Source organism: Pedobacter deserti (genome assembly GCF_024436415.1).
Lineage (GTDB): Bacteria > Bacteroidota > Bacteroidia > Sphingobacteriales > Sphingobacteriaceae > Pedobacter > Pedobacter faecalis.
Window position 1 is genome coordinate 152,472 of the sequence record NZ_JAFMZQ010000002.1, and the last position, 17,565, is coordinate 170,036.

Here is a 17,565-nt window from a genome sequence, read left to right on the forward strand (position 1 = left end):
GTGTTATACTTGCATTAAAAATTGAACTTTAATCCGAAACGGCTCCAGTAAGAATAAAACTCACGCTGGATGTATTGATTGGCATTGCCCTGATATGCCTGCAAGGGCTGGTTGGTAAGGTTTAGCGCCTCAGCAAAAAGCCTGAACTGTTTGGTTATGGCGTAGCCGGCAGTGGCGTCCAGCTGCATGCGATTCTTAATGTAGATGTCTTCATCCTGTGAACCGCCTATTTCAGAAAGGTAACTGCCGTTGAAGTTCATAGACACGCGGGCCGAGAACCTGCGACCTTCGTAGGCAATGGATGCATTTCCCACATGGGCGGCTTGTCCGGGCAGGCGGATTTCCTCCGTAATACCAGCATTATCTTCGTTTGCATCACGACTTTGCAGGCGTGCATTCGAATGCGTATAGGTATAGTTTAGAAAAAGGCTGAAATCTTTCATAAATGGAATGAACGACAACCTGCGCTGGAAAGCAAGCTCTGCACCAACCACATTTGCTTCATTCCCGTTCTGAGATTGCGTAACATCTATGGCCGGAATGATAGCTGTACCCGTTAGCGGATACGGAGCATTGAAAATAACCTGCCTGTAAATAAAATCGTTGAGCCGCTTGTAGAAAAGACCCGCAGAAATAACACCGACCGAACCAAAATAGTGTTCAGCCATCAGGTCGTAATTAGTCGCGCTAACCGGCTTCAGGTTAGGGTTGCCAATCGTAGCCAGACGATCTTCCCGATTGATCTCCTGTGCAGGGATGATTTCCGAGAAGTTTGGCCTTGCGTACGAATAGGTAACTGCAGCACGCAGGTTACTGAACTGACCTAACTCATATTTAAAATGTATCTGCGGCAATACGAAGTCATATGTGCTGCTTCCGGTAACCGGGCGGATCGCTTCCAGGTCGCCGTTTGCGGCGATCACGACATCTTTAGATGCGTAGCTCACTTTAGTGCGCTCGTAACGCACGCCTGCCAGGACCATGAGTTTTCTGATCTGCTGGCGACCCATAATGTAGGCAGCGGTTACATCTTCAGAGGCCTCATATGATTCCAGAGCCTCGTCGGCGGCCTTGTCGGCAATCTGAAGTTCAAACTGTGCCGGATTGGCGTTAAAGTATCCGATCAAGCGGGTTACATCCAGCGGATTGCCCAGTGCATACCGGCCCTTCATAAATTCATCCTTTACGGGCGAACCCGCGAACCCGTCCAGATTCGGCACACCCCCGAAATTTTCGAAGGTATTCTGGCTGATCCGGTAGCTTTTGTCTTTTGTTCTTATCTTGGCCCCGAACTTAAGCAAGCCTTCGCTGTCTTTTATCTTATAAGGAATGCCTGCATTGAATTTAGCTGTAAGGTTTCTGTCTTTGGCGAGCGTATTGCCCATGCCCAACTCATCGAACTCATACAAACTGTTGTCGGTATAGTCGTCCTCCATATTTATTTTCGGAAAGCGTGTGTTGCTGTAATCAAGCGTTCCGGGGACATCGGCGACGAAACCGGCCTCGTTATCGTATGGCGTATGCTGCTCTGCATAGCTGTATTGTGCTTCATAGTCAAACAAAAACCCTTTAAATGTATGTCTGGCCCCTGCATTTAACGCCAAGACCGACTGCGCCTCGAAGCGATCTTTGGTAAGCTTTTCTATTTCTTCATCATTTGGGATGAATACGTAGCGGCGACGCCATTCGCGGTCGGTGAACCGGGAGTAGATGGTTCTGAGATATACTTCGTGGTTGTTGTTGATATGGTAGTCGAGGGATGAACTGAGGCCCAGACGCGTACGGGTAAGTTCATAATCACGAAGTTCGAACTCATTGTCGTTGACGGCGCGCTCGATCCCGTCTGACCCGAGGTTGTTTTGATAGTAGTTGCTGTTCAGCAGCAGACCGAACTGCTCATTTTTACCAAAACGCTGACCATACTGCAGTTGGCCCTGCATATTGCCTTTGTTCATCAGGTTATTGTATCCTCCGCCAATATGGCCGGCGATCATGGGCTTGCGCCCTTGTGCCAGGCGGGTAATCAGATTGATGGAGCCTCCTATGGCGTCACCGTCCATGTCGGGCGTAAGCGCCTTGCTTACTTCAATAGAGGCCAATTGATCTGACGGTATCGCATCCAGTGCAACGTAACGCACATCAGCTTCAGGAGATGGGATTTGCTCGCCGTTGATACTGGTGTTGGTAAACTGAGGGGCTAGACCGCGGACAGATACATACCGCCCTTCGCCCTGATCGCGCTCAATATTTACACCCGGTACCCGCTGCAGGGCTTCCGCAGCATTAGGATCAGGAAACTTTCCGATCTGGTCAGCAGCGATAACATTTCGGATGTTATCCGCATTCTTCTGTTGGTTAAGCGCCCTGGCCTGTCCATGCGTGTACCCTGTGATGACTACATTTTCTAAAACCGACTGGCGACTTTGCAATACGATGTTGACCAACTTTAGCTCGTTTGGGGCAATACTAACCCGTATTACGGTGTCTTTGTAGCCAAGGTACCTGACCGTAAGATTCAGGTCGCCCGCGTTCACATAGAACTGGTAATCTCCTTCGAGATCAGTCGCCGTTGCACTGCTCGTTCCATTTACCCTGACAATGGCACCGGTGAGCGCCTCGTTGTGTTCCCGGCCGGTTATCTTCCCCTTAATAATGCCCCTCTGCGCCATCGCAACGGAGCTGCTCAAAGAAAGCAATGCAAAGAAAAGTGTTTGTTTAAAGTTCATAAAAGTGTTTCGAATTTCGTTGCGGCAAAGATTGAGATTGCAGCAGTGTGGTTTGGATTTCGGCGCGTTACAAATCATATACAGTGCGCGGATAAGCATCAACAGAACAGCAACATCTCCTAAATAATTCAATACAAGTAGCTGATTTACAGTTGTATGAAATGAAACAGAACAGCCATTAAGTTTATATTAACGTATGATTATTGAAGTTTTAAGTGCCGGTATTTCAAAGTTTCTGCACAAAAGTGGTGAGGCTTTCACCTTCAGGTAAGCCGAGCTTCTTCCGGAGCCGGTAACGCGATATCCTCAGGCTGTCTGGCGAAATGCCAAGCATCGTGGCAATGTCCGCTGAACTGAGGTTCATTTTCAGCAGTGCGAGCAATCGCAGATCGGCAGCAGAAACCTGAGCGGCATGCTTTCTTACACTTTCAAAAAAATGTTCGTGTACCTTTTCAAACACCGCTCTAAAATCCTCCCAGCTTTTGTCCTGGTTATGGTTGATGTTAATCAGGCTGACCAACTGTTTAAGTTCCTTGCGCTGGTCCCGCTTGTCGTCCTTTACAATGGCATTGAGTTTTGTCTTGAGCTCCTCGAGCAACTCGTTTTTCCTGATAATATGAAGTGTATGTGTAGTTAGCTCCTTACTTTTGAGTTCCAGCTCACCTTTAAGTGTAGAACGGTTTTGTTCATGAAGTTTATGTTCGTTCCGGATTTTGAGGCGTTGCCTGCTGATGATGCTCAGTCCGAGAAGCGTGATGAGTACCGCAATGAGGGCAGCCCCAAAAGCGATCAGACGATTCAGGGACTTTTCACTTTCAAAACGGCTGATTGCATTGTCCTTCTGCTCCAGTTCAAACAGTGTTTGGAGCAGTGCCAGTTGCTTCTCATTATCTTCCGTATATATCTTCAAGAAGATGTTTCGGCCGGCCTCACTATAATGGTACGCGCTGTCATTACGACCGAGCAGGTTAAAAGCCTTGGAGAGGTCGCGGTAAGCGCTGCCGAGCTGATATTGATCGCCTAGCTCAACGGCCAGACCTGCCGCCTGTCTGGTGTATTTCAGGGACTCCAGGTAATTCCCCGACTTTCGGTACACGTCGCCGATATTATTATACACTTCAATTTGTGGCAGCCGGTTTTCGTCGGCTTGGTTAAGCGTAAGCGACCGGTTAAAATAAGTTAATGCAGAATCAAGCTGGAGCTTGTCCTCATGCAGGCTTCCAATGTTTTCGTAAATTTTGGCCAGCCCGCTTTTGTCATCCGACTTCTTATAATATGTAACCGCCAATTGCTGGTAATGAAGTGCCTTTTTATAAGCATTGGTTTTTTCGTGCGTCTGTCCGATCAAGCCGTAGGTCTGCGCCAATCCGCGCCGGTTGTTCAATGCTTTAAAGATAGCCAGTGACTGCGTAAAAATATCGGTGGCAGCATTATATTGTCGGCCGCGATAGTACGTGAGGCCAATTTTATTCAGATTCAGCGCAACTTTTAAGCGGGCATTTTCTTTGCGATAATATTTATCTGCTTTAAAAAAGTGGTCGAGCGCTTGCGAATAGGCCGTTTGATAGAAGAACAGATCACCGATCTGCTGGTAGGCATCGGCCGCAGAGAGGTGGTCGTCTGTTTTAAGTGCCCGGTCCAGATCCTGCTTAATCTTCAAAAATACTGCATCCGGCTCTTTTTGTGTCGGACCAGCAGAGGTCTGCGCGTGAGAAATCACGAACGCCGACAAGAAAAGAAAGAGGATTTTGCACACCATATTAATAAATCCGCACTAAAGTAATCAGTTCGTGTTAAGCCACTGTTAAGTGGTGCCTGGCTTGAAATTTCTGTCTGTAGTTTGTCTATACCGCGTTGTTGTCTGACAGATGAGACCGCGTCAAAGCATAAGGTCGCAATTAATGAAAACCAGGAGTAACCGGTCAGGGTTTAGATATACAAATCCATTCTCATGAAACTGAACCTGAAAACCCGCGGATACGGACTTGCCGCGCTCCTGTTCCTGCTGGGAAGGTACCCTGTTTCCTGGCTTTTGTCGGGCCGCAGGGGGAAATCCCTTAGCGATACGGATGTAGCAGATGAGACTGGAATTTTTTTCAAAAGCCCTACCGGCAATGTACTTTTTGTGCAAACCGATGGCCTTGCTCAGGATACTACTTTAGTATTTATTCACGGTATAAATTCCAGCAGGCAGCAGTGGCAGCACCAGCAGCAATATTTTAGAAGATATTACCGACTTATTTTGATTGACCTGCCCGGACATGGACGGTCGCCCGAGCCAGTTGATCTTTCTATCAAGTCACTGGCTATCGACCTTAGCCATATCCTGACAACAATGGGCATCCGGCAAGCTATTTTACATGGCCACAGTTTAGGTGGCATGATTATCCAGGAATACTGGAAACTGAAACTATCGCCCACACCAAAAGCAATAATTCTACAGAGTTGCAGCTATACCAATCCATTAAAGGCTATGCCCATCAGTCCGATCCCGCATCTGCTCCAATGGCCGGTCATCATTCCGGCACTCCGATATATCTCCAGTAAGACCAGCGCTTTTACCGCCTTGGGTTACGCGTCTTATAGTTCGGGAATAAGTGCCTTATTTTATCGGTTCCTGTTATTTTCAGGCGGGCAAAGTGCCGCGACGCTAAGGAAAATGGCGGATTTTGCGAAAAGAGTCAAAGCGAAAACGTCTGCAGAGGCGCTACTTCATGCATTTGCATTTGACGCGGGCAGCGCGTTGAAGACAATTCATGTGCCATGCCTGATTATTGCGGCACGCGAAGATCGTTTAATCGCGACTGAAGTCGCTCGTCGCCTGCATAAACAGATCAAAGACAGCGAACTGGTGATTGTTGATGGCGGACACCAAAGCCTGGCCGAATTTCCTGAACAAACAAACCGTGCGGTGCGCAGCTTTCTTCTCAAACAGTGAATTTAAGCAAGCATGAACAGATCCAGACAGATATACAACAGGACGGTCGTGGTGGACGGGCTGACTATATTCTACCGCGAAGCGGGCGAGCAAAGCAATCCTACCATTCTGTTACTTCACGGTTTTCCAACTTCCTCAACCATGTTCAAGAATCTGCTCGTGGCCCTTGCCGACCGCTATCACCTGGTAGCTCCAGACTATCCTGGATTTGGATTCAGCGACTTTCCGCTAATGAAGCATTTTGAGTATTCCTTCAATAACATCGCAGCTTCCATGCAGCGGTTTGTTCAAACGATCGGCCTTAAGCGCTTTTGGATATATCTGCATGACTATGGATGTCCGATTGGTCTGAGGATATGCCTTGCTGCTCCCGAGCGTGTGCTTGGCATCATCGTACAAAATGGCAACACTTACGAAGAGGGTCTGGGACCACAGTGGAACGAGACGAGGGACTATTGGCAACATCCAACCATTGAAAAGAAGAAAAAGGTGGCTGCGTTTCTCAGCAAAGCAGGTACCCGGGAGCAATACTATGCCGGACTCCCGGAACACCTCCACCAGTTGGTGAGCCCGGAAAGCTGGATACTGGATTGGGAAAGGATGAAAAGAAAGCGGAACATTCAGATGCAGTTTCGCCTTAATACAACCTACAAGTCAAACCTCGAAATGTTCCCGGTATTTCAGGAATATTTTAGAATGCACCAGCCCAAGGCAATCGTGATTTGGGGCCGATATGATCCTTTCTTTGATGTTGCAGAAGCTTATTGTTACCGAAGAGATTTGCCTGATGCAGAAATTCATATACTGGAAGGCGCGCACATGGTGCTGGAAACTAATTTTGGCGAGGTCTTACATCTACTGACCGAATTTATTCGCTGAGTAGCTTATTGACTTAATAAGAACGCCTCACCTATACTGGTAACATCCTCGGCGGCGTTGGAGAGAATTACGATTCCAAATTTCTTTTTGCTGTGGAATCCAACAAAAGATCTGAATCCACCGGTACCGCCTGAGTGATGCAGATAATCTGATGTTATGCCTTTATTAATCCTCCAACCTAACGCCATATCTTGGGTTCCTCCTGCAAAGGTGATTTGATGACTGGTTTCTATAGCCCTTTCTAAGGGGCTCTTACTGCCAAGCTGGGCCCGCACATATTTGATCATATCGTTCAGCGTAGATTTGATTGCGCCGGATCCCTTTAAAGCTCCAAGGTCCCATGGCGATGCTGGTTTGCCTTGCTCGTCGTAGCCTTGCGCAAGTCGCTTCCGGTCATTGGCCGAAAGTGTTACAAACGTATTTTCCATGTCGAGGGCGGAGGTGATTTGATCTCTGATGAGTTGCTCGAAACTTTGACTGGAGTTGCGCTCCAGGATTGTACCAAGCAAACCTGCGCCTAAATTGGAGTAGTCAAATGATTTTCCGGGCATGGTAGTCGGCCGGTAAGTGCGCAAAAAGCTATACAAAGAGTCGGACGTATAATGCTTGTATGGGTCGGCCGGATTTACATCTCCCAGAAAAATATTAGCTGGCAGTCTGGGTAACCCTGAGGTGTGGTTGGCAAGGTGAATGAGTTTCAAAGGATTGCCCTGGAAAGCTAATTCTGGAATATCTGTGGGTAAATACCTGTTCACGGGATCTTCTAATTTCATCTTGCCGGCAGTAACTGCCTTGGCTAGAAGTAATGCATTAAAGGTTTTTGTTACTGAGCCGATTTCAAAGATTGTTAGCTCCGGATCAGGCAACTGCTCTTTTAGCTTGTTTACCGAACCATAGCTATATCTGTAAATATTCCCTCGATCAATGATGGCTATAGTGATACCGCAGGTGTTGCCTTTTTGAATATAGGGCCTAACTAATCTTTCCACACGCAGGTCTATGGAATCCTTGAGTGGGTTATTTGAGGCGACTTGTTCTTGCTTAGCTGGAATTTGGGTTGCAACCTGCGCGAAATTTAAGCGATTAATCTTACCGTCTTGATCTAGCTTAATGGAAACGATTTGATCTGATTTATCAAAGGAACATAGATAATCCCAGCCTTTGTCGGTCTGACCTTTGAATGTGATGCTATTCCACTGACCGGTCTTGGCATAAAACTTTGCCATACCCTCCTGAAATTGAAACTGAGTCATTTTCTTATGAAACTCTGCAGAGGTGTTTTTGTAAATTTTTTCGGGTTGTTGCAGGTTGTAATGCAGGCGAACCTGGTTCAAAAGGGAGTCAGTAGGTGTATTTGCTTGCCCGAAGCACGGGATATTGCACAGAATGAATGCAACTGAACTGAGTGCGTAAATAATGCCGCTTTTTATGGTCGTCATGTTAAAACGTTTAATAGGGTGCAATTATTAGACGTTCAGAACCGGTAACTGTTACTGTTTAATTTTCCAACGTTGAACTTCTGCTGGATGGTCTTAATTGTAAAACCTGGATGATCAAAGCTGTCGAATCAATGCCTTACTTTGTCTGCATAGCTTAATAACATAATAAAATTCACTATGAAAATCTTAGTAGTTGGCGGAACAGGGCTGATTGGTAAAGACGTCAGCAAAAAATTGACCGAAGCAGGTCATGAAGTGATTATTGGCTCGCCATCAAATGGCATAGATGTCGTTTCGGGCGAAGGTCTGGCGGAAGCTCTGGAGGGTACAGATGTGGTGATCGACCTGTCTAATTCTGCATCGCCGGACGATCAAACGGCTTTGAATTTTTTCCGTGCTGCGGGTGAAAATCTTGCAGCCTCGGAGAAGAAGGCAGGTGTGAAGCACCACCTTGTGCTGTCGATAGTCGGGACAGACCGTGCTACCTATATCGGTTACCTTCAAGCAAAAAAAGAACAGGAGGATAACGTTAAAAACTCCGGTATTCCTTATACCATCATTCGATCCACGCAATTTCATGAGCATATGGCTACTTTGATTGCTGTTCAGGGCAACGAGACCGAGGTGAACATCTCAACCGTGGATTACCAGCCCATAGCAGCAGCAGACGTCGTAAATTTTGTCGTGCAACTGTCGCTAGAAGAGCCAAAAAATGGCACGGTCGAGATCGCCGGCCCGGAACGAGCCTTGATGACTGAGTTCGTTCAAAAATATATTCAGGATAGAGGCGAGAGTAAAGTCCTTGTATCAGATGATAATAACAAGTACATGTTTTACGAGATCCCGAAAGATCTTTTGGTGCCGCTTGGCGAATTTCGCTCTGGTCTGATCACTTTTAGCGACTGGCTTAAGTCTAACTGAAATCTTGAGTTATATCGCCTGTGCGAGAATGTGCATAAACTTTTCCATCTCAACACTGTCAAGCGATGCAAAGCCGACCCTAATCCCATTTATGGTATTGGAGTAACGATGTAGACTGCCGTCATTCATATAGATGCCTTTCTCGTACAGGCGTTTGGACAATTCTGTTATGGAGTAATCATCAGGAAAAATGATCCAGACCGCCATGCCCCCCTGTGGAATCGCAAATCGGACAAGGTCTCCCACAGAAGCCTTTAAAAGTTTGCAGAACTGGTCGCGCCGCTGACGGTATAATTTTACCGACCTGTTTAAATGGCGTTGCATTTCGCCGGTGCTGAAAAGATGGGCTACAGACTCTTCAAATAAGACGTCGCCACGTATTTCCATCAACTGCTTAAATTTTGATGCTTGCCGTATGAAATCTTCGGTTCCAACCAGGTAGCCCAGCCGGATCGAAGGTGCTAAGGTTTTGGAGATAGAGCCAGCATAAAGCACAAAGCCGTTGTGATCTGCACTGGCTAAGGGCAAAATCGGACTGTTGTTATAATGGAAATCATAGTCGTAATCATCTTCTATAACCGGCAGCTGATATCTGCGGATAATATTCAACAATTGCATTCTCCTCTGTGCACTAAGGGTTACGGTAGTCGGATGGTGATGGTGGGGAATAATGTATAAGAGATCTGGCCGGGATCTGCTGCAGATTTCTTCTATCGCATCCACATCGATGCCGTTCTCGTCGACTTTTACTTTCAATAATGTTGCCCCTAATTGTTCAAACAGCTTGTCTGCCAATACATAGTTCATCTCCGCAACGATAACCGTACTCCCCGGTTGCAATATCATGCTTGCCGCTATATAAATCGCTGGTTGCGCCCCCTGCGTAATCAGCACATTCTCGCTTTCAATGCTTAGCGCGCGCGTTTTTGACAAGAAATTGGCTAATTCCCTTCGCAAAGAGGTACTCCCGGCTGCGTTGCCAGTCAATTGCGGCCCGAGCAAATAGCTCTTAGTTAGTAAGCTTTTGTAACGATTGATGATCGAATTAATTGGTGCCAGTCTTTGGTCGGGATAGCCGTCATTGACCATTAAATGATACGGCTTTACCTCCCTATGCGGAGGCCGGTCGAAACTTATCTGGCTATAAAAATCGGATTGGGCGGGAATCTTTGCTGTCAGCAGGTTGCCTGATCTGAAAGACATTGGATCCGGCACAGGTAATTGCCTTGACACAAACATTCCTTTTTTTCCTATGACCTCCAGCCATCCCTGCGCTCTGAGCTCATCATAGGCGGCGATCACCGTTGTGCGATTAAGTTTGATCATAGCAGCCATATTCCGGCTGGAAGGTAGTTGATGTCCCGGCTTAATTTTACCATTCCTGATCAGAACAATAAGTGCGTTAGCCAATTGGCTGAAGACAGGTGTTGTGGCAGTTCTGTCGATCAATATTAAGTTGCTAAAAGGTAATGTCTGGACGGTCATGGGTGGTGCATTATAGACAAAAATACTATGCAACAGCGGAAAAATTATAGCTATCTTACATCCAGTTTCGTCTCTCAAAAATACTCTATAAGATGAGGATCAAATTAATCATACTTGGTTTCCTTTTAGCTGGAAGCAGTTTTTGTGTTTTAGGTCAGGAGAAAAACGGGAGGGTTGAGCTTATGCATGGTGAAATGGAACTGACACTAGACGTCTCGAATATGAAAGATACGGCTGGTCGATTTCGCTTCATGATTGCTGGAAAGGTCTTTTACCCGCCAGTTGTAGATGGAAAAGCTGTTGTGCGACAAGAGCTGCACGAACCAAGACGTTGCATTCTTTCTTTCATTACCCGTGAGAAGATAGACAACAATCGGGGTGTGGAGCCGCAAGATCTTGTTCCGGAGATGTCAGACCAGTTTTTCTTTTTAGGTGTCCCTGGTAATAATAAGATTGTCGTTAAGGGGACTTTGTCAGCCAGTGAAATTATTTCGCCTTCATTTCAACAAGTCAAATATAGGGCGCTACTGGACCTAAAAGATAAGTATGACACAGAGTTCGAAAAAGAAAATAGCGTGCTCATAAAGGGGGTCGAAAGTCAGCGGGACACACGTATAAGGGATTCTTTGCGTACTGTTTTGTTCAGCATTCATAAAAACGCTTACAACAAGTATTATAACGATAAAATACTTGGTTTTGTGAGAGCTAACCCCGACGCTGCAGCATCTCTGGTCGAACTAGAGGAGTACACACGTGATCGCCATTTAGAAAATAGTACGTTGTTAGACTCCTTATATGACAATTTAACCTATCAAATGAAGTCTTTGCCTATGGCCGAACTCATTAGAAGAAGGTTGCGCTCCTTGAACTTCAACAATAGGAGCGTTGGGACTACCGCACCCGACTTCACCCAAAAAAGCCCTGAGGGTAAACCAATATCGCTAAAGGACTTTAAAGGACATGTTACCTTGCTTGAGTTTTGGGCGAGTTGGTGCGGGCCCTGCAGGTCTGCAAACCCGGCACTCGTACGACTGTATAAGAAATATTATCCCAAAGGGTTTCGGATTTTGGCTGTTTCGCTTGATACTAATTTGACTGACTGGCGAAAGGCTATAGAGACGGACGACCTTGAATGGGAACATGTATCTGATTTGAGTTCCAGGAACACTACAGCAAAATTATATGCGGTGGCTGGAGTACCTTCAAACTTCCTTATCGACGAAAACGGAAAGATAATAGCCGTTAATCTGGAGCTAGGTAAACTTGATGAGAAACTAGAGAGTCTGTTAAATGCTTCTTCCGTCCAATAAGTAAGGTCAGTATCTTTTTTTGAAGTTGGATGTTTGCCGAATACAGGTTTTGATCAATCTCAAAAGCTGCTCATAAACTATGTTTAAACTAAACAATCTTCAACGATGTTAATGGCACGGGGCGTCTTACAGCCTTGTTAACCTTAATGTGCTATGAAAAAGGAATCTACGTTGTTTAGTGCCATATTATTGATCGGGCTTTCATTGAGCTCATGCGGTGGTAAGAATACCAGCTCAAATGTGAATTCGCCCGGCGATGAGAAAACCGGAAAGGATAAGTTGCTTGAAACGGGAGCTGACCTTCTCCAGGATAAGACGCCATTAAAGCATTTCAACGCCTACCTGGACGGTTTTCATTTCTATAATGGCAATATTAACGCTCAAATGGAAGCTCACCATTACGTTAGCCAATTGAATGAGGATATGTACCAGGCAATTATCTTTGACGGTAATGGGAGAGATGCAAAAATAATGGGTGTGGAGTATATTATTTCCGCAGAACTTTTTAAAAGTCTTTCCGAAGAGGAGAAAAAACTTTGGCATTCTCACCATCATGAGGTGAAGTCAGGAACATTGATTGCGCCTGGTATTCCGGAAGCGGCGGAACATGAGTTGATGGAGAAACTTGTGTCGACCTATGGAAAGACTATACATACATGGCATACCGACCAGCAGCGCAGTCTGCCTATCGGTGCGCCTATGATTATGATGGGTTTTACCAAGGATGGGCAGATACATCCAAAATTGGTTGAAGAGCGGGATAAGCGCTTCAATATTTCAACCGCTGAAAAGAAGAAAAACAGGGCAGATATCCCGATGCCAAGGGTCGACCCTATGGCAAACGCCTGGGAAAAAGGGCTACTGAGGCAGTTTGTTATCACCAATAAAGTTGACAGTGCAATGCATAAACATCAGGGACCAGTGCAATTGGAGGATGGTGGTAGTCATTGAAACAAAAGCAAATTCGCGTCTTTTTGCTATCTTTAACCATGCAAGAAACCGATAACACCCAAAGCGAGGATTCTAGTGGATTAAGAAGCCAGGTAAGGGAAGGGCATATCCGCGAACATGCAATGGATTTAGCACTGAAAGATCAGGAAGTGCTGATTAGAAAACTTCGTCTGGCTGAGGAGCGCAGTGCCATGCTTGCTTCAATCGTAGACTCCACGGAGGATGCCATCATCAGCAAGGATCTGAACGGTTTTATTACCAGTTGGAACAAGTCAGCCGAGCGGATATTTGGTTACCGTTCTGAAGAAATGATTGGCCAGTCGATACTGAAGTTAATTCCTGACGACCGCCAGGATGAAGAGGCCTTAATTCTCAGCAGGCTTCGCCGGGGAGAGCATATGCGGTCTTTTAATACCAAAAGAGTCACTAAAACAGGCCGGCTGATTGATGTTTCCCTGACTATTTCACCCGTAAAAGATGAAAAGGGAGCCGTCATTGGTGTTTCGAAAATCGCCCGGGATATTACTGAGGCCATTGAGGCTGAAAAGCAGGGTGCTATGCTTTCTGCTATCGTATCCAACTCCGAAGATGCCATCATCAGTAAGAATCTTGACAGTATCGTTACCAGTTGGAATGACTCTGCGCAGCGATTATTTGGGTATTCGGCAGCAGAGATGATTGGGCAGTCCATTGTAAAGCTGATTCCGGACGACCGTTTGCAGGAGGAACCGGAAATTATTGCAAAGTTAAGCAGCGGGCAAAGGGTTGATCATTTTGAAACGAAGAGGCTGACCAAGTTTGGAAAACTTCTCGATGTTTCCTTATCAATTTCGCCCGTCAGGGATTTAAGTGGCAGGATCATCGGTATTTCCAAAATCGCCAGGGATATCACCTATAAAAAAGAGGAGGAACAGCGGAAAAATGATTTTATAGCGATTGTAAGTCATGAACTCAAGACCCCGCTTACCTCTATGCGTTCCTATGTGCAGCTTGCCCTGGCAAAGGCACTTGAACGGGGAGATGGGTTTACTGAAAAAGTACTGAAGCGCGCCGACGCGCAAACACGTAAGATGACCGGTCTGATCCAGGACTTCTTGAACCTTTCGCGACTGGAAGAAGGGAAAATGACGCTGAACCTTTCTGAATTTTCGTTGAGCGAATTGATTAACGAGGTGGTTAGCGATACTTTAACCTTAAGCCCGGCGCATGAAATCATATACGAGCCCTGTGGCGAGATGCGCATACGCGCGGACCGCGAAAAGCTTAGTCAGGTTGTCATCAATCTGTTAGGAAACGCGATCAAATATTCACCTGAAGACACAACCATTCGTATCGAATGTAGTTCAACCGCACAGGAGGTTACTATTAGAGTGATTGACCAGGGATATGGTATCCCACCTGAGGATCAATCCAGATTATTCGAAAGATTTTACAGGGTTAACGACGGCAGGCAATTGAACATATCCGGTTTTGGGATTGGCTTGTACCTGGTTTCCGAGATCGTAAAATTACATGGCGGGGAGATTCGCGTTGAAAGTGAAGTTGGAAAGGGATCTATTTTCAGCATCATGCTGCCTTTAGCGTCATTGAAGTAACCTTTATGCTTGCTTATCAGCATTTCAGATTCAATCTATATTCCGTACTTCTTACAGGATGGTTAATGTTTTATGCATTCTCACTACCAGCTCAAGTACCCCGGCATAAAAGCACAGATCTTAAAAGGGATCTCGAATATCTGGAAGATAGTTTAAGGGCTAACTATCCCTCTCTTTACCGCTATCATACACGGGGTCAGATCGACAGAAAGTTTAGCGTTTTGGGTCGTATGGGCGACAGCATTTCAGCTTTAACTTTCCTGGCTGATCTGAGGCATTTGATCAGTTCGCTCAAAGACGGGCACATGTATGTTGGACTGACACCGGCGCTGAAGAGCTATCTGAAAAAGGAGGCCCTCTACTTTCCTCTAAGATTATACCTTGAGTCCGGGAGAACGCTGATAGCTGCTGATCGTGAAAATCAGATCGGTCCTGGAACTGAACTTCTCCGGATAGACGGTATCCCTGTCTCTCAGATCAGGGCGCGGTTATATGGCTTTATTTCCGGAGATGGCAGCATAACAACAAAGAAGCGGTTGGTTTTGAATAATGTATTTCACTTTTACTATTTGATGGCATACGGTGCACGGCGTTCTTTTACGGTTACTTTAAAAATGGCTGACGGCGACATCAAAACCAGGCAGATTGCCGCGGTTCCTGAAAATCTTATTCCTGCGGCACCTGTTATGGAAGACAAAAGAAAGTTACTGGAGCTCACAATAGGGAACGACGACGTGGCGCTGTTGCGTATCGGTAGCTTCGATCTTAACGAGTTTGCTCAGGCGGGGCTCGATTTCCCTGTGTTTTTGGATAACGTTTTTCATCAATTGGCTGAAAAGAACATACAAAAACTAATCATAGACCTGCGTGGAAATGGTGGGGGCAGGGACCTGTATGGCGCAATGTTATATCGCTATCTTGCTGACAGGCCTTTTAGGTATTATCAGGCCTTATACGCGTCTACACTTAATTTACCTTATCGGGAGTTTGCTAAAGGTAATTCTTCTTTCAACGATCTGCAGCCTGCCATGTTAAAGCCGGTGAATGGCGGTTACCGTTTGGACAGCACGGCTCATGATAACCTTAAAGTCCAGCAGCCGGTCGCCCGAGCTTATACCGGCAAGGTTGTATTTATAAGCGATGGTTTGACGTTTTCGACTGCTGCGGAGTTTTGCGCCGTGGCAAAGGCGCATAAGCGAGGTATTTTTGTCGGAGAAGAAACTGGCGGGACGGCAGTTGGAAATACATCGGGCAATTCAAAAGAAATAATACTGCCTGTTAGCCAACTAACGGTGTCTTACGGTTTAATACGCTATCATGTGACTGATCCGCAGGGAAGCCGCCGGGGTGTGGTGCCCGACTATAGCATTGGTTTAACGTTACAGGATTTACTTACACAGCACGATGCTCCAATGGAAGTTGCCAAACGCCTTATAAACAGTCGTTCAAAATAAATGTCGGGTAACAGTTAATTGATCAATTACCCCTGGCCTGCATCATCGCGCCCAGAAAGGTTTCAGGCGGTTGAGCGCCAGATACACTCAGCTTTTGGTTGAAGATAAAGAAAGGAACGCCTCGTATACCGATCTGCTGAGCAATCTGCTCGTCGCGGCGAACTTCATTTGTAAAGTCTGATCCGGCAAGCATGGTTTCTACGGACAGTTTACCGAGCCCTGCCGCAACGCCGAGCTCCGTTAGAACGGAATGCTCGCTGATGTCCTTTCCATAAGTGAAATGAGCTTCAAAAAGCTTTTCTTCAACGGCGTCAGCCAGGCCTTCTGTTTTGGCCAATTGGATAAGCCTGTGCGCGTCAAAAGAATTAGCCACAACGGAAATGTCCAGTTTAAAATCAAGACCCACCTCAGCTGCAGTAGCCGTAACGCTTTCCTGCATCTGCTGTGCCCATTCGAGGGGTCTGCCATACTTATCTGCCAGATATTCGGCGGAGCTGACACCGGGAACGGTCTCCGCATTTGGGTCGAGCTCAAAGCTGTGCCATTCTACTTCAACTTCTTCTTTATAGGGAAACTGTGCTAGTGCGGCTTCAAATTTTCTTTTGCCAATATAACAAAACGGACACCTTACGTCCGACCAGATATCTACTTTCATGTTGTTGTAAATTACGCCATACCCATATCAAACCGCCTGCCACTTACTTAACCAACGGCAAGGTGTTCATCATCAGCGATACGGCTGTCGACACACCAAAAGCCGATGCCGGCTTCTCATCAGGTGTCTTCGTTCCCCATTTGGTTTGGATCAGATCTAGCTTGTTTCGGTTCTCGAACGCCACCCTGGCATTTAAAAGCAGCCAATCTACCAGGTCTGTTTTCTTTGTTTCCAGCGTGTACAGCCTTGCGTAACGCATAAAGATACCCTTAAAGCCCGGCAGGTCATTGCCGCCATCTTCGTTGTTCATTACCTGGCCCTTATACATATCTTCCCTGATATACTTGGCGATCCGCTCTGCGTCCTGCAGGTAGTTGGCCTCTCCGGTGTACTTATGCAGCATTACTGCAGCGCCTAAAAAGGTGCCCTGATTGTAAGTCGAACTCCAGGTTCCGATTTTGATGAGCCCGGTTTTTTTGTCAAGGTCGATATTATCGTTTACCTTCCCGGTTTCCTGGTTGAACAGGTAGACTTTAGACCAGCTATACAAAGCGATGGCTTTATCGTAGTAGGTTTGGTCGCCCGTAGCCTGAGCCAGGTAGCAGGAGGCCACAATGGCTGGTCCCTGTATGCAGGCATTTTTTGAAGTCTTGGTTTCAAACCAATTCAGGCCGCCACCGTACTTGTTCGTAAAGGCCCGTGCATACATTTTATCAAACTGGTCTTTACTTTTTTCTAGATATGCTTTGTTGCCTGTGTGCGCATAAGCGCGAACGCAGGCGATGGCTATCCAGGCGATGTCGTCATTGAATTTATTGTACATCCAGTCGCCCGTGTGCTGTTCAATAAAGTTCAGGTACATGGCGTCGAACTTTTTCAGATATGCCTTGTCGCCGGTCACTTCGTAGGCATCAAGTACAATCTCCATCATCTCCGCCCTGTCCCAAAACCCCTTGAATTTCTCTATGTTGTATTGGGTATACCAGGCATCGAATATTTTTTTGGCGATTTTAGGTGTTGGGACGGGTTTGTCGCTGCCAGCGCTAGCGCCTGTGGTTTGCGCATAGGTGGAGCCAGCGCATAAAAGCATTGCGATAAGCAGGCATCGCAGGTAAATAGATATGTTCATAAAGTTGGTAATTTGTGTGTGCCTGCTAATATCGTATTAATTGCCGTATACTCGTTGCATATTGTCGAGATTAACCGAAATAC

At 46.3% G+C, this 17,565-nt stretch carries 13 protein-coding genes; 7 read left to right on the forward strand and 6 right to left on the reverse strand.

Features of this window, described 5'->3' with window-relative positions; genetic code table 11:
- Positions 1 to 14: 14 nt before the first annotated feature.
- Together J3P40_RS15770 and J3P40_RS15775 are read right to left on the reverse strand one after the other, a co-directional pair.
- Positions 15 to 2,726 carry a TonB-dependent receptor gene (locus J3P40_RS15770; RefSeq protein WP_256007219.1) on the reverse strand — a complete coding sequence of 904 codons (2,712 nt, stop codon included), beginning with the start codon at positions 2,724 to 2,726 and terminating at the stop codon, positions 15 to 17.
- Between the two features lie 226 nt (positions 2,727 to 2,952).
- On the reverse strand, positions 2,953 to 4,485 hold the full coding sequence (locus J3P40_RS15775) for a tetratricopeptide repeat protein (RefSeq protein ID WP_256007220.1): 1,533 nt from the start codon (positions 4,483 to 4,485) through the stop codon (positions 2,953 to 2,955).
- Positions 4,486 to 4,677: 192 nt separating this feature from the next.
- Here J3P40_RS15775 and J3P40_RS15780 point away from each other — a divergent pair, with 192 nt between their 5' ends.
- Together J3P40_RS15780 and J3P40_RS15785 are read left to right on the forward strand one after the other, a co-directional pair.
- Positions 4,678 to 5,664, forward strand: coding sequence for an alpha/beta fold hydrolase (locus J3P40_RS15780; RefSeq protein ID WP_256007221.1), 987 nt, complete (start codon positions 4,678 to 4,680; stop codon positions 5,662 to 5,664).
- A 12-nt stretch (positions 5,665 to 5,676) separates the two neighbouring features.
- Entirely contained in the window at positions 5,677 to 6,543 is an 867-nt protein-coding gene (locus J3P40_RS15785) for an alpha/beta fold hydrolase (protein ID WP_256007222.1), read from the forward strand.
- 5 nt (positions 6,544 to 6,548) lie between these two features.
- Here the strand turns inward: J3P40_RS15785 and J3P40_RS15790 are convergent, their stop codons facing one another.
- Entirely contained in the window at positions 6,549 to 7,982 is a 1,434-nt protein-coding gene (locus J3P40_RS15790; RefSeq protein WP_256007223.1) for a serine hydrolase, read from the reverse strand.
- Between the two features lie 177 nt (positions 7,983 to 8,159).
- Between J3P40_RS15790 and J3P40_RS15795 the strand changes: the two genes are divergently transcribed.
- Positions 8,160 to 8,903, forward strand: a complete 744-nt coding sequence (locus tag J3P40_RS15795; RefSeq protein ID WP_256007224.1) for an SDR family oxidoreductase — start codon at positions 8,160 to 8,162, stop codon at positions 8,901 to 8,903.
- A gap of 9 nt (positions 8,904 to 8,912) precedes the next feature.
- Here J3P40_RS15795 and J3P40_RS15800 read toward each other — a convergent pair whose 3' ends face one another.
- On the reverse strand, positions 8,913 to 10,352 hold the full coding sequence (locus J3P40_RS15800) for an aminotransferase-like domain-containing protein (protein WP_256007225.1): 1,440 nt from the start codon (positions 10,350 to 10,352) through the stop codon (positions 8,913 to 8,915).
- 128 nt (positions 10,353 to 10,480) lie between these two features.
- Here J3P40_RS15800 and J3P40_RS15805 point away from each other — a divergent pair, with 128 nt between their 5' ends.
- From J3P40_RS15805 to J3P40_RS15820, 4 genes are all read left to right on the forward strand, one after another.
- Positions 10,481 to 11,698: a peroxiredoxin family protein gene (locus tag J3P40_RS15805; RefSeq protein WP_256007226.1), complete on the forward strand. Its 1,218-nt coding sequence runs from the start codon at positions 10,481 to 10,483 to the stop codon at positions 11,696 to 11,698.
- A gap of 153 nt (positions 11,699 to 11,851) precedes the next feature.
- Positions 11,852 to 12,649 (forward strand): OBAP family protein, encoded by a 798-nt coding sequence (locus J3P40_RS15810; protein ID WP_256007227.1) that lies wholly within the window; start codon positions 11,852 to 11,854, stop codon positions 12,647 to 12,649.
- A gap of 38 nt (positions 12,650 to 12,687) precedes the next feature.
- Positions 12,688 to 14,244: a PAS domain-containing sensor histidine kinase gene (locus J3P40_RS15815; protein ID WP_256007228.1), complete on the forward strand. Its 1,557-nt coding sequence runs from the start codon at positions 12,688 to 12,690 to the stop codon at positions 14,242 to 14,244.
- A 65-nt stretch (positions 14,245 to 14,309) separates the two neighbouring features.
- Entirely contained in the window at positions 14,310 to 15,698 is a 1,389-nt protein-coding gene (locus J3P40_RS15820; RefSeq protein ID WP_256007229.1) for a S41 family peptidase, read from the forward strand.
- 22 nt (positions 15,699 to 15,720) lie between these two features.
- On the opposite strand, the gene J3P40_RS15825 is transcribed toward J3P40_RS15820, so the two are convergent.
- Positions 15,721 to 16,353 (reverse strand): DsbA family oxidoreductase, encoded by a 633-nt coding sequence (locus tag J3P40_RS15825; RefSeq protein ID WP_256007230.1) that lies wholly within the window; start codon positions 16,351 to 16,353, stop codon positions 15,721 to 15,723.
- Between the two features lie 43 nt (positions 16,354 to 16,396).
- Positions 16,397 to 17,482 (reverse strand): glycoside hydrolase family 76 protein, encoded by a 1,086-nt coding sequence (locus J3P40_RS15830; protein WP_256007231.1) that lies wholly within the window; start codon positions 17,480 to 17,482, stop codon positions 16,397 to 16,399.
- Positions 17,483 to 17,565: the final 83 nt, after the last annotated feature.